This is a genomic window from Halomonas sp. 3D7M (assembly GCF_014897885.1).
In the GTDB taxonomy this organism is placed as follows: Bacteria; Pseudomonadota; Gammaproteobacteria; order Pseudomonadales; family Halomonadaceae; genus Vreelandella.
Genome location: NZ_JABUZF010000212.1, coordinates 36,631 through 49,701 on the forward strand (window position 1 = coordinate 36,631; position 13,071 = coordinate 49,701).

Genomic DNA, 13,071 nt, shown 5'->3' on the forward strand with positions numbered 1-13,071 from the left:
TGAGCGCCGGCTAACCTTTGCCAGTTGGCAGCCCTTGCGGGACAATGTACGTAGGTGAGCGGCAACGTGTTCTAAAGATTCTCAAGAGATTTTAACGCCCATGCAAGACTTAACGCTGGTAATGGCCCAACTCGACCCTTTAGTGGGAGATATTCCCGGCAATGCTGCACGCGCCATTGAAGCGGTGCGCGAAGCGAGGATCGAGCATGGGGCGGATATTGTTGTCTTCCCAGAGCTTTTCTTGTCCGGTTATCCACCGGAAGATCTGCTACTTCGCCCCTCGATGGAAGCTCGCTTGCGTGAAGCGCGGGCGAAGATGGCAGAAAAAATCGCCCGCGATGTGCTGGTGATTATTGGCTATCCGGGCGTTCGTGAAGGGAAGCGGTATAACCTGGCGGGTGTGCTGTATAACGGCCAATGGGAAGCGGAGTATGCCAAGCAGGCACTGCCGAACTATCAGGTGTTTGATGAGCAGCGCTACTTTACGCCGGGCACCAAACCGCTGGTTTACGAGCACAAAGGCGCCAAGCTAGGGCTGCTGATTTGTGAAGACCTTTGGGAAGGTACGCCTGTTAATGCTGCCCGCGAAGCCGGCGCAGAAGTACTGATCAGCTTAAACGCCTCGCCCTATCATCAGGATAAGCCCAGCGAGCGCTTGCGCCTGTTAGAGCAGCGTGCCCAGGATGTAAACCGCCCGATTGTGTATGTGAACACGATCGGCGGGCAGGATGAGCTGGTTTTTGACGGTGGTTCTAGCTGTGTAGACGCCCAAGGCGAACTTAAAGTGCTGGCGCCTTCTTGGCAAGCAGGCTTAATGCCCGTTCAACTGCTGCAAACGAGCGCTGATACGTGGGAACCCCAAGTGGGTGAAATTGAGCCAGAAGTTGAGCCTGAAGAGAGCCTTTACTGTGCGCTGGTGACAGGGCTGCGCGACTACGTCAACAAAAGTGGTTTTAAAGGCGTTGTTCTGGGGCTTTCCGGTGGTATCGATTCCGCACTTTCCTTAGCGATCGCCGTCGATGCGTTGGGTCCTCAGCGTGTACAAGCAGTGATGATGCCTTATCACTATACGGCGGATATCTCGAAGCAGGACGCTGCCGAACAGGCGGACATGCTGGGCGTTCATTATGACGTAATGCCTATCGAGCCGATGGTCGAAGCGTTTATGGGCACGCTAGCAGAAAGTTTCGCGGGCACCGAGCGGGATACCACTGAAGAGAACCTGCAGTCGCGCTGTCGCGGCGTTCTGCTGATGGCGATCTCCAATAAGAAAGGCCTGATGGTGCTTACGACCGGCAATAAAAGCGAAATGGCCGTGGGTTACGCCACGCTTTATGGCGACATGGTGGGTGGCTATAACGCCATCAAAGACGTCTACAAAACCTGGGTGTATCGTTTGGCCCGCTGGCGCAATACCCAGTCGCCCGCTATTCCAGAGCGAGTGATTGAGCGCCCGCCCAGTGCGGAGCTAGCTCCCGACCAGCAGGACAGTGACTCGTTGCCTGATTACGACGTCCTAGACGCCATTTTGGTGAGCTACATTGAAGGCGATATGAGTGCTGAGGCAATTATCGCCGCTGGGTTTGATGAAGAGGATGTTTATAAAGTAGTGAAGCTTGTTGATCGCTGTGAATATAAACGCCGCCAAGCCCCGGTCGGAGTGCGGGTGACGCCCAGAGGGTTTGGGCGCGACCGGCGCTACCCGATTGTTAATGGCTGGCAGCCTGGCGATTAAGCATCAAAAACGCCCTAAATCGTGCTTCTGCATGATTTAGGGCGGTGTACACCTGGCTAATCCATCCTATTCGGCCATTGGACCAGACGTTATTTTACAGGCGCTTATTCATAAGTGCTTATTTACAGGTGCTTAGGCTTGAAACGGCCATTGCTAAGCTGCTCATGGTTTGGCGCATTTTCGCGCAGCACGGTAAGCACTTCGTTGGCGCGATCGTCCATGCCAAGTCCTTGATAGCCTTCTACCATGGTTGCCAGCGCGTCACGCGTTGCGTCGGACTCCGGATAGTTTTCAATCACCCAGCGACCTCGTTCAACGGCGGCCAGGAAGGCACCGCGGCGCAAGTAGTAATCGGCCACGTGCAGTTCATGGCGTGCCAGCAACTCACGTAGATACACAATGCGTTGCTGGGCATCCGCTGCATATTCGCTTTGGGGGAAACGCTGAATTAATTCGCGGAAGTCATTGTAAGCATCCCGTGAAGCACCCAAGTCACGCTTAGAAATATCAATCAGGCGCAAGCGTTCAAGGCTAAATCGCCCTGCCTGCCAAGCGGAAAGGCCGCGCAGGTAGTAGGCGTAATCCACTTGAGGGTGATCAGGGTGCAAGCGAATAAAGCGGCTGGCAGCGGCGCGTGCCTCTTCCCAATTGCTGTTTTCGTAGTAAGCGTAAATTAGCTCAAGCTGAGCTTGTTCGGCATGGGGGCCAAATGGGTAGCGGGTATCAAGCGCTTCCAGTCGCTCAATGGCAATTGGGAAACGGTTGCTATCCAGCGCTGTGCGGGCAAGTTCATAGAGTTCACGTTCTTGCACACCTGAGAATTCATCCTCTTCTTCAGGTGTGGTGTCGTTACTGGCACAGCCTGCCAAAAGGGCAAGGCTTAAGGCTAGAACGCCAAAGCGGTTGGCAGCGGAAAAAGCGCGCATCATCATCCTCGTTGCAAACAAGCCTCAATCACCGAAAAGCGACGATGGCCATAAGTAGAAATGGTAGAATAGGTCGCAGTTCGCCCACTATAAATCACCTAGACGCAAAACGCAGGCTTAGCGACACTCTAATGCCGTTTGAAGAGTTAAAAGCATTATAGGGTAGCCGCGGTGTTTGCGTCTTAAAGAGGTTGTTCATGTCTCGTATTGTTGAAGCCACGCAGCGAGTACCCGCGACATTAGCTGGCGCGCGTTTAGACCAAGCCGCCGCTGAGTTGTTCAGCGATTATTCCCGCGAGCGTTTGAAAGCGTGGATCAACGCCGGTGAGCTCACCGTCGACGGCGCTAAAGTAAAACCGAAGGCCAAGCTGCACGGCCACGAAATATTAGCGCTAAAAGCGACTATTGAAGACGATACTCGTTTTGAGCCCCAAGATATTCCGCTTGATATCGTTTATGAAGACGATGCGGTGATGGTCATCAATAAGGCCGCGGGCATGGTGGTTCATCCCGCCGCGGGCAATCCTGATGGCACGTTGTTGAATGCGTTGCTCCATCATCATCCTGCACTGGCAGAAGTGCCTCGGGCGGGCATAGTCCATCGCCTGGATAAAGACACCACTGGTCTAATGATGGTGGCAAAAACGTTGCCCGCACAAACGACGCTGGTTGAGCAGTTGCAGGCGCGCAGCGTTTCTCGTCAATATGATGCAGTGGTGATTGGCAAGCCCGTGTCGGGCAGCACCATCGACGCGCCCATTGGTCGGCACCCAAAAGACCGCAAGCGCCAAGCGGTCACGGCTTCCGGAAAACCGGCAGTGACTCACTTTCGGGTAGTTGAGCGCTTTCGCGCGCATACCCATGTGCGTTGCCAGCTGGAAACCGGGCGTACCCACCAAATTCGCGTTCATATGGCTCATGCCCGCTACCCATTGATTGGCGATCCGCTCTATAGTGGCCGTGCTAAGCTGCCGCCGGGTGCTGCTGCGCCGTTAAAAGAGATTTTGCGTGAATTTCCGCGTCAGGCGCTGCATGCTCGGAAGCTCAGCTTTGTGCATCCGGTAAGTGGTGAAACGCTTACTTTTCATGCTGACTTGCCCGATGATCTACTGATGTTGTTGGATTACCTGCGCGAAGATAGTGAGACCATGAGATGAGCGACGCGATTGATCTGAAGCCCACGCTACTGTTGCCTGATTGGCCAGCCCCCGCGAATGTGCGGGCGTTTGTGACCACTCGGGAAACAGGGCCGAGCCAGGATGATTTTGCCGCTTTCAATCCAGCGAGCCACGTAGGCGATAATGCTGATCATGTCGCGCTATGTCGGCGTTTGTTGCACAAAGAAATCGGCGATGATCGACCGCTGCTGTGGCTTAACCAAACCCATGGCGCACGCGTTCAGCAGGCGTATCAAGACGATACACCGGAAGCAGACGCCTCGGTTGCCAGCAGCAACGACTATGCCTGTGTGGTGTTAACCGCAGACTGCTTGCCGGTGATGTTCTGCAATCGCCAAGGGACTCAGGTAGCCGTTGCCCATGCTGGCTGGCGCGGGCTGGCGGGTGGCGTATTGGAAGCGACCGTCGCCGCGATGAACTGCGATCCTGACGACATTTTGGTATGGCTCGGGCCGGCTATTTCAAATGCTCAGTTTGAGGTCGGACCCGAAGTGTATGGTGCCTTTGTCGCGGTACACCCTGAGACCGCTGAAGCGTTTGACCACAGCCCCTATCGTCTTGGTCACTATATGGCGGATCTTTATCGCTTGGCGCGCTTTCGTTTAGAAGCGCTGGGGATTCATCACATCAGCGGAGGCCACTTCTGCACGGCCTGCGAGTCGCGTTTTTACTCCTACCGCCGAGACAATGGCAACACTGGACGCATGGCAAGTGTGATCTGGATCAATTAAGTAGTGTTATTCCTTCGAGCTTGTTATGCACAGCTCTTGAAATGCGTGGAACTGACTCCATTAAACTTGTCAAGCTAAACGTTTTTAGCACATTAAAGACAAGTTGTTGGGAAACACCGTGGGTCCAAACGCACGGCTCCCCCAGGAGGAACTCCATGCGATTCGATAAATTTACTGCCAAATTACAGGCCGCTATTTCTGAGGCACAATCCCTTGCGGTTGGGCACGGCCATAACCAGCTTGATCCCGCGCACTTATTGCTTGCGTTACTCGATACCAAAGACACTGGCATTAAAGCCTTGGTTGAAAAAGCTGGGGGCAGTAGCTCGCGCCTGCGCGACGGTTTGCAGAAGCAGCTAGATGACTTACCTAAAGTGAGCCAGTTCGACGGTGACGTTCAGCCATCTCGCGACTTCATTAAACTATTCAATTTAACTGACCGGGAAGCGCAGAAACGCGGCGACCAGTTTATTGCCAGTGAATTGGTACTTCTGGCTGCACTGGAAATGAACAGTGCGATTACCAAGCTGATGAAAGAGGCAGGGCTCAACCGGAAAGCCCTGGAAGCCGCAATCAATAGCTTGCGCGGTGGTGCTAAGGTCGACGACCCGAATGCCGAAGACCAGCGCGAAGCGCTTAATAAATACACCATGGATCTAACCCAGCGTGCGTTAGATGGCAAGCTGGATCCGGTGATTGGTCGTGATGATGAAATTCGCCGCACGATTCAGGTGCTGCAGCGTCGTACCAAAAATAACCCGGTACTGATCGGTGAGCCAGGGGTGGGTAAAACCGCCATTGTGGAAGGGCTGGCCCAGCGTATTGTGAACGGTGAAGTGCCTGAAGGCTTGAAAGAGAAGCGCGTCCTTTCCTTGGATATGGGCTCGCTGCTGGCGGGCGCCAAATTCCGTGGCGAGTTTGAAGAGCGTCTGAAAGCGGTGCTTAAAGAGCTTTCCCAGGAAGAAGGCCGGGTCATCCTGTTTATTGATGAGCTGCACACCATGGTGGGTGCGGGTAAGGCTGAAGGTGCGATGGATGCAGGCAACATGCTTAAGCCTGCGCTGGCGCGTGGTGAACTGCACTGCGTAGGCGCGACCACCCTGGATGAGTACCGCAAATACATTGAAAAAGACGCCGCGCTGGAACGTCGCTTCCAGAAGGTGTTGGTCGATGAGCCCTCTGAAGAGGACACGGTAGCTATTCTGCGCGGCTTAAAAGAGCGTTACGAAGTCCACCACGGCGTGGATATTACCGACTCGGCGATTATCGCCGCGGCTAAGCTCTCTACCCGCTATATCACTGATCGGCAGTTGCCCGATAAAGCCATTGACCTGATCGACGAGGCAGCGTCACGTATCCGCATGGAGCTGGACTCTAAGCCTGAAGAGATGGATAGGCTGGATCGTCGGCTAATTCAGCTGAAAATGGAGCGCGAAGCGCTTAAGAAAGAGACCGACGAAGCCACTAAGAAACGCCTTGAGGCGCTGAACAACCAGATCCACGAATTAGAGCGCGAATACGCTGACTTGGATGAAATCTGGAAAGCTGAAAAAGCCAGCATTCAGGGCGCAGCGCAGTTTAAGGCGGAGCTTGAGCAGGCGCGCATTGACCTTGAACAAGCGCGTCGCCAGGGCGATCTAGGTCGTATGTCAGAGATTCAGTACGGCAAAATTCCGGCGCTTGAGAAGAAAATCAGCGAAGCGGGCGAAGGCGAAGCTGATATTGCCAGCCACCAGTTGCTGCGCTCAAACGTTACCGAAGAAGAGATTGCCGAGGTGGTTTCTCGCTGGACAGGCATACCTGTCTCCAAAATGTTGGAAGGCGAGCGAGACAAGCTGCTGCGCATGGAAGAAGCGCTGCATGAGCGAGTGATTGGCCAGCATGAAGCGGTAGAGGCAGTGGCTAACGCCGTGCGCCGCTCGCGGGCAGGGTTGTCTGACCCCAATCGACCCAACGGCTCGTTCCTGTTCCTCGGCCCAACCGGGGTGGGTAAAACAGAGCTATGTAAGTCGCTGGCTAACTTCTTGTTCGATACTGAAGAGGCAATGGTGCGTATCGACATGTCGGAGTTTATGGAGAAGCACTCCGTGGCTCGCTTGATTGGTGCGCCCCCAGGCTATGTAGGTTATGAAGAGGGTGGCTACTTAACTGAGGCGGTGCGTCGTAAGCCCTACTCGGTGCTGCTACTGGACGAAGTGGAAAAAGCGCATCCGGATGTGTTCAATATCCTGCTGCAAGTGCTGGAGGATGGTCGTTTAACTGATGGGCAAGGTCGCACAGTCGATTTCCGTAATACGGTGATCGTGATGACCTCTAACATGGGCTCGGACATCATCCAGCGCATGGGTGGAGATGATAACGACTACGAAGTCATGAAAAATGCAGTGATGGAAGTGGTGGGTAACCATTTCCGCCCTGAGTTGATTAACCGCATTGATGAGGTGGTGGTGTTCCACGCCCTTGGCCAAGAGCAAATTCAGGCGATTGCCGGTATTCAGTTAGAGCGTTTGAAAGTTCGCTTAGCTGAGCATGACCTGAGTCTGGAAATTAGCGATGACGCTATGGCCCAGCTGGCGGTGGTCGGTTTCGACCCGGTGTATGGCGCAAGGCCGCTGAAGCGGGCGATCCAAAGCCGCATCGAGAACCCATTGGCTCAAGACCTGCTGGCGGGCAAATATGCCCCTGGCGACACTATTCATATCAGTGCGAGTGAAGGCAAGCTGGTATTTGAGTAAGGTGGGTAATTAAAACGCCTACGTTTTCAACGCGTCTGTGCAGTGATCCTCAGCAAGCCTGCGCAATGAACCCCAGCTAGCCTGCGCAATGAAATAGGGCAAAAGCCTCGTTAGCTCTGCTAGCGGGGCTTTTTTAATGGCTAACTGCGACGTTTGTTGCGTTTGTCCTGATCGGAGGTTGACAGGCTGAGGGCGCTAATGGAATCTTGTGTGTTCCTGATTTGCGGGCGCGGAACCAACGGGCAACCCCTAATCCCCGCGCGAAGGGTAGGCGAAAGCCTTTACCCGCCGAAGGACTTCCGGGCTTGGGCTAACCGCCCGACCTGGCCAACGCCCCGACACGGCAAACCGTCGTGTAAGGTAGCTACTGGCGTATTTGATGATATACCGGTGCTTCCGATGAGAGTGCAGGCCCTAACCGGGCCATATGCCAGGGTTTGGCATCAGGTGCCGGCATGGGCCGGCAGCGGCATACCGCCGCACTCGACACCGCAGGATGTCCTGCGGATCGCACTCGAGACCTCCAGGGGAGAAACACAGTGGAACTGCTTTCCGGCGCAGATATGATCGCCCGCTTCTTGCAGGATGAGGGCGTAGAGTACATTTATGGTTATCCCGGCGGCGCGGCGCTGCACATTTACGATGCGCTGTTCCGCCAGGACAAGGTGAAGCACATTCTCGTGCGTCACGAACAGGCTGCAACTCACGCAGCAGACGGCTATGCCCGTGCGGCGGGTAAGCCAGGCGTGGTGCTTGTCACCTCCGGTCCTGGTGCTACCAATGCGGTTACCGGCATTGCGACTGCCTATATGGATTCGATTCCAATGGTCGTGTTGTGCGGTCAGGTCATGAGCCACCTGATTGGTGACGATGCCTTCCAGGAAACCGATATTGTGGGGGTGACTCGCCCCATCGTGAAGCACAGCTTCTCAATTCGGCATCCGTCTGAGATTCCAGAAGTGCTGAAAAAAGCCTTCTATCTCGCGGCGACTGGTCGCCCGGGTCCGGTCGTGGTCGATATTCCTAAAGATATGACGGCACCGACCGAGCGCTATGAGTACGTCTACCCGAAAAAGGTCAAGATGCGCTCCTATAACCCGGTTACCCGGGGGCATACGGGGCAAATTAAAAAAGCCGTTGAGTTGATGCTGAAAGCCAAACGTCCGGTGTTCTATACCGGCGGTGGCGTGGTAACTGGCAAGGCAAGCGAAGGATTGACCGATTTGGTCAAACAGCTCGGCTTCCCCATTACCACAACGCTGATGGGCATTGGCGCCTATCCGCAAAGTGATCGGCAGTGCCTGGGCTGGTTAGGGATGCACGGCTCGTATGAGTCCAATATGGCCATGCACCATGCGGATTTGATTATCGCTATTGGCGCGCGTTTTGATGACCGAGTGACCAACAACACGTCGAAGTTCTGCCCCACGGCAAAAATCATTCACGTGGATGTGGACCCAAGTTCGGTATCTAAAACCGTACGCGCAGATGTGCCTATCGTTGGGCCAGCGTCTAGCGTCATTAATGAAATGATCAGCCTGGTTCAGGGGCAGTCAATTTCGCAGCCTGAAGCGCTGACCGAGTGGTGGCAAAAAATTGACGGCTGGCGCGCCGAGCGCGAAGGCAAGCTATATGAGCCTTCTAAGCCAGGCGAAGTGTTGAAGCCACAGGAAGTTATCGAAGCGCTATGCCGTGTTACTCGCGGTGAAGCCTACGTGACGACGGATGTTGGCCAGCACCAGATGTTTGCTGCTCAGTACTACAAGTTTGATAAGCCTAACCGTCTGATCACCTCGGGTGGTTTGGGCACCATGGGCTTTGGCTTCCCGGCTGCCATGGGTATCAAGCAGAACTTCCCTGACGACGACGTCGTGTGTGTAACAGGGGAAGGCAGCTTCCAGATGATGATGCAGGAGCTCTCTACCTGTAAGCAGTACGGCGTGGGCGTCAAAATTGTAAACCTCAACAATGCATCGCTTGGCATGGTGCGGCAGTGGCAGGATTTGAACTACAAGTCCCGTCATGCGCACTCCTATATGGAGTCGCTGCCAGACTTCCACATGCTCATTGAGGCTTACGGATTTACCGCAATCACCGTGAATACCCTTGATGAGTTGGAACCGGCGCTAGAGCGCGCCTTTGCCGACAAGCATGAGCTGGTGTTCCTGGATGTGAAGGTTGATCCCTTTGAGCACGTCTATCCGATGCAGGTGCCGCTAGGTGCCATGCGTGACATGCTGCTGTCTAAAACGGAGCGTACCTGATGCGTCATATCATCTCGATTCTGATGGAAAACGAACCGGGTGCGCTGTCACGTGTGGTCGGGCTGTTCTCCCAGCGTAACTTCAACATTGAAACGCTGAACGTTGCACCGACCGAAGACCCGTCGCTGTCACGCCTGACGGTGACCACCGTGGGTGATGACCGAGTGATTGAGCAAATCACCAAGCATCTTAATAAGCTGATTGATGTGGTGAAGCTGGTCGACCTGACGGAAGGTAACCACATTGAGCGTGAGCTGATGTTGGTGAAAGTAAAAGCGTTAGGCGCTGCCCGCGATGAAGTGAAGCGTACGGTGGATATTTTCCGGGCGCAGATCGTCGACGTAACGCCAAGCCTTTATACCGTTCAGATTACCGGTGACGCCGCTAAGTTGGATGCTTTTCTACAGGCCATGGCGCCGGTAGGCATTCTTGAAGTGGCGCGTACCGGGGTGTCCGGTATCGCTCGCGGCGATAAAGTTCTATCGTTGTAAACGTAACATGCTAGCTGAATCTGTCGTTGGCAAAGCCGTCCTTATCAGGGCGGCTTTTTTTGTATCCTTTAAGCACACGTTAACCTGGTGTCACAGTCGCCCAAAACGCGTCAATCATCGGATTTTTGAGGCGTCGGTTAAGCACGCAAACTCCGACATCGTAGTGGGGTAGCTCGGGTTTTACGTTGAGTACTTGCACACGTTCGGACAGCGGGCTGTTATCTAGCACGATTTTGGGTACCACTCCCACGCCAAATCCCAGCCCCACCATACTTACAATTGCTTCGTGCCCAGCTACTTGAGCATAAATGCGCGGCGTAATGCCCATCGCTTTAAACCACGTGTTGGCGTACTCCCTTGATAGCCCAGCCTCTGAAAGAATCATCGGGACATCACGCCACTGCTCGGCTGTTGAGCTTTCCGGCTGACTGGGCAGCCAGTTGTGGGCTTCTGTAGGTGCAATAAACAGCAGCGGTGAGCGGGTAAGCGATTTAAAGGCCAGAGCGCTGGGTGGAATCCGCGGGCGGGGGGTAATGGCCATATCGTCTGCGCCTTCCAGTACCCGTGACATGGCATCAGCGGGGTCGCCGGTATGCAGCTTTAACTCGATACCAGGGTGCCGAGTACGCACATCACTCAGTAGTTCGTAGAGAAAGCTATAGCTCGCGGTTACCGAACAGTAAATGCTTATTTCGCCACTCAGCTGTGCCACCGTGGCGGCCAGTGTTCGCTTCTGCATTTCCCATTGCTCTAAGGTCTCTTTTGCATAGCGCTGAAACGCTAAGCCTTGAGGGGTTAACGTGACATGGCGATTGTCGCGCTCAAATAGTTGCGTGCCTAGCTCGGCTTCAACCTGCTGAATTGAGCGGCTTAAGGTGGATGGGCTGATATGACAAAGCTCGCTGGCGCGGCCAAAGTGCAGCGTCTCGGCCAGCGTTACCACATGCTTTAATAAGCGAAAATCCATAGAAGCCCACTTTTAAGATCGACGTTTCATAATTAGAAATAGTATGTTGCAAATATAGCGTTTTACGCAATGGTGGCGGTGGCGTAGAGTGATCTCAACGCCAAAGCCCAGTGCTGCAAAAGACGGCACGGGTGGCCATCAACGCTGATACGACCTATATAAATTATTCCTATATAACGATCATTTTTTGATCAAATTCGATTTTTGGAGTCTCGCTATGCACGTTTATTACGATAAAGATTGTGATCTGTCCCTCATTCAAGCCAAGAAAGTCACTATTGTTGGTTATGGTTCGCAAGGCCATGCCCATGCGAATAACTTGAAAGAGTCTGGCGTCGACGTCACGGTTGCTCTGCGCAAAGGTTCTTCCTCTGCCGCCAAAGCAGAAGCCGCAGGTCTGAAAGTGGCAAGCGTTCCAGAAGCGTGCAAAACCGCAGACGTTGTCATGATTCTGGCGCCGGATGAGAATCAAAAAGCGATCTACGAGCAAGAAGTAGAGCCGAACTTGAAAGAAGGCGCGACCTTGGCCTTCGCTCATGGCTTTAACATCCACTACAACCAAATTGAGCCGCGCAAAGATCTAGATGTCATCATGATCGCGCCGAAAGCGCCAGGTCACACGGTTCGTTCTGAGTTTGTTAAAGGTGGCGGCATTCCTGACTTGATCGCTATCCACCAGGATGCGTCTGGTAATGCCAAAGAATTGGCGCTTTCTTACGCGGCAGGCGTTGGTGGTGGCCGTAGCGGTATCATCGAAACTACTTTCAAAGATGAGACTGAAACGGATCTGTTTGGCGAGCAAGCAGTTCTGTGTGGCGGCGCAGTTGAGCTGGTTAAAGCTGGCTTTGAAACGCTGACTGAAGCAGGTTATGCGCCAGAAATGGCTTACTTCGAGTGTCTGCATGAGCTTAAGCTGATTGTTGACCTGATGTACGAAGGCGGCATCGCCAACATGAACTACTCCATCTCCAACAATGCGGAGTACGGTGAGTATGTGACTGGCCCTGAAGTGATTAACGATGAGTCTCGTGCCGCAATGCGCAATGCACTCAAGCGTATTCAAACGGGTGAGTATGCCAAAATGTTCATCCAGGAAGGTAACACCAACTACCCGTCGATGACGGCACGTCGTCGCTTGAATGCTGAACACGAAATTGAGCAAGTAGGTGCTAAGCTACGTGGCATGATGCCGTGGATCGCTGCCAACCAGTTGGTTGATAAATCGAAAAACTAAGCGGTTAGCGTGTTAGTACGCTAGTTAAAGTCTCGGGGCGCACATTGTTGCGCCCCGAGTCGTTTGGCGTCGCATGCTGCAATTGACTGGCTGAGTTAGCGTCACCGTGTAGAATGAAAAGGGATCACTGTGCTTGTGACTTCACTTCAAACGGATGATATTTATGACCCAGGATGCTCGCGATCAAGAGCGTAAACAGGCCTCGCAGTCAGTGCCTCAAGAAGGCCAGAAAACAGAAGCTAGTGGTGCTGGAGAGCAAGAAGACGCTAGTCACGAAAAGGTAAGCAATGGCAGCGTAAGTCATGACAACGTAAGTAATGAAGATCTTGCTAGCGTTTTTTTGCGCGAAACGGAAGTGGTTGAAGAAGCGGTTGAAGACGGTAAGAAAATTCGCCGAAAAGGCATTTACTTATTACCTAACTTGTTTACTACGTCTGCGCTGTTTTCAGGCTTCTTCGCGGTGGTCGCTGGCATTAACGGAGAATTCACTTCGGCAGCAGTGGCAATTTTTATCGCCATGGTGCTTGACGGGCTTGATGGTCGTGTTGCCCGTATGACCAATACCCAAAGCGAGTTTGGCGCCGAGTACGATAGCCTTTCCGACATGATCTCGTTCGGTATGGCGCCTGCATTGGTGGCCTTTACCTGGATTTTGCAAGATATCGGTAAAACTGGCTGGGTGGTGGCATTTCTTTATGTGGCTTGTGCTGCACTGCGCCTGGCGCGCTTTAACGTGCAGATTGGTAGTGTTGATAAGAAATGGTTTATCGGCTTGCCAAGCCCATCCGCTGCCGCTTTAGTGGCTGCAAG

Annotated in this window: 9 protein-coding genes and 1 pseudogene (1 of these 10 only partly in view); 8 read left to right on the top strand and 2 right to left on the bottom strand. The window is 53.7% G+C overall.

All coding sequences use genetic code 11. The features are described from left to right. Positions 1–100: 100 nt before the first annotated feature. Entirely contained in the window at positions 101–1,735 is a 1,635-nt protein-coding gene (locus INT22_RS12185; RefSeq protein ID WP_095603762.1) for an NAD+ synthase, read from the top strand. A 122-nt stretch (positions 1,736–1,857) separates the two neighbouring features. Here the strand turns inward: INT22_RS12185 and INT22_RS12190 are convergent, their stop codons facing one another. Next, positions 1,858–2,661: an outer membrane protein assembly factor BamD gene (locus INT22_RS12190; protein WP_193060818.1), complete on the bottom strand. Its 804-nt coding sequence runs from the start codon at positions 2,659–2,661 to the stop codon at positions 1,858–1,860. Positions 2,662–2,858: 197 nt separating this feature from the next. On the opposite strand from INT22_RS12190, the gene rluD reads away from it, so the two are divergent. The 5 genes from rluD to ilvN all read left to right on the top strand — a co-directional run bounded on the left by rluD (position 2,859) and on the right by ilvN (position 10,060). Beyond that, on the top strand, positions 2,859–3,818 hold the full coding sequence (gene rluD / locus INT22_RS12195) for a 23S rRNA pseudouridine(1911/1915/1917) synthase RluD (RefSeq protein WP_193060819.1): 960 nt from the start codon (positions 2,859–2,861) through the stop codon (positions 3,816–3,818). Next, positions 3,815–4,570 carry a peptidoglycan editing factor PgeF gene (gene pgeF / locus INT22_RS12200; RefSeq protein WP_193060820.1) on the top strand — a complete coding sequence of 252 codons (756 nt, stop codon included), beginning with the start codon at positions 3,815–3,817 and terminating at the stop codon, positions 4,568–4,570. Before rluD ends, pgeF begins: the two co-directional genes overlap by 4 nt. Positions 4,571–4,725: 155 nt before the next feature. Then, positions 4,726–7,305 carry an ATP-dependent chaperone ClpB gene (clpB, locus tag INT22_RS12205; RefSeq protein ID WP_089040764.1) on the top strand — a complete coding sequence of 860 codons (2,580 nt, stop codon included), beginning with the start codon at positions 4,726–4,728 and terminating at the stop codon, positions 7,303–7,305. A 539-nt stretch (positions 7,306–7,844) separates the two neighbouring features. Then, positions 7,845–9,569: an acetolactate synthase 3 large subunit gene (locus tag INT22_RS12210; protein ID WP_089040765.1), complete on the top strand. Its 1,725-nt coding sequence runs from the start codon at positions 7,845–7,847 to the stop codon at positions 9,567–9,569. After that, positions 9,569–10,060 (top strand): acetolactate synthase small subunit, encoded by a 492-nt coding sequence (ilvN, locus tag INT22_RS12215; protein WP_027336791.1) that lies wholly within the window; start codon positions 9,569–9,571, stop codon positions 10,058–10,060. The genes INT22_RS12210 and ilvN overlap by 1 nt, the downstream gene beginning before the upstream one ends. 79 nt (positions 10,061–10,139) lie before the next feature. On the opposite strand, the gene ilvY is transcribed toward ilvN, so the two are convergent. After that, positions 10,140–11,027 carry an HTH-type transcriptional activator IlvY gene (gene ilvY / locus INT22_RS12220; protein ID WP_193060822.1) on the bottom strand — a complete coding sequence of 296 codons (888 nt, stop codon included), beginning with the start codon at positions 11,025–11,027 and terminating at the stop codon, positions 10,140–10,142. A gap of 217 nt (positions 11,028–11,244) precedes the next feature. Here ilvY and ilvC point away from each other — a divergent pair, with 217 nt between their 5' ends. Together ilvC and pssA are read left to right on the top strand one after the other, a co-directional pair. Continuing rightward, a complete protein-coding gene (ilvC, locus tag INT22_RS12225; RefSeq protein ID WP_016916053.1) occupies positions 11,245–12,261 on the top strand; it encodes a ketol-acid reductoisomerase in 1,017 nt (338 codons plus the stop codon). A gap of 163 nt (positions 12,262–12,424) precedes the next feature. Then, positions 12,425–13,071 (top strand): annotated as a pseudogene (gene pssA, locus INT22_RS12230) (CDP-diacylglycerol--serine O-phosphatidyltransferase) (it continues 316 nt past the right edge of the window).

Excerpts from the sequence above, each read along its gene's own strand:
- rluD (WP_193060819.1), top strand. The coding sequence starts at position 2,859 with ATGTCTCGTATTGTTGAAGCCACGCAGCGAGTACCCGCGACATTAGCT.
- ilvY (WP_193060822.1), bottom strand. The coding sequence starts at position 11,027 with ATGGATTTTCGCTTATTAAAGCATGTGGTAACGCTGGCCGAGACGCTG.
- clpB (WP_089040764.1), top strand. The coding sequence starts at position 4,726 with ATGCGATTCGATAAATTTACTGCCAAATTACAGGCCGCTATTTCTGAG.
- INT22_RS12185 (WP_095603762.1), top strand. The coding sequence starts at position 101 with ATGCAAGACTTAACGCTGGTAATGGCCCAACTCGACCCTTTAGTGGGA.
- pgeF (WP_193060820.1), top strand. The coding sequence starts at position 3,815 with ATGAGCGACGCGATTGATCTGAAGCCCACGCTACTGTTGCCTGATTGG.
- ilvN (WP_027336791.1), top strand. The coding sequence starts at position 9,569 with ATGCGTCATATCATCTCGATTCTGATGGAAAACGAACCGGGTGCGCTG.
- INT22_RS12190 (WP_193060818.1), bottom strand. The coding sequence starts at position 2,661 with ATGCGCGCTTTTTCCGCTGCCAACCGCTTTGGCGTTCTAGCCTTAAGC.
- ilvC (WP_016916053.1), top strand. The coding sequence starts at position 11,245 with ATGCACGTTTATTACGATAAAGATTGTGATCTGTCCCTCATTCAAGCC.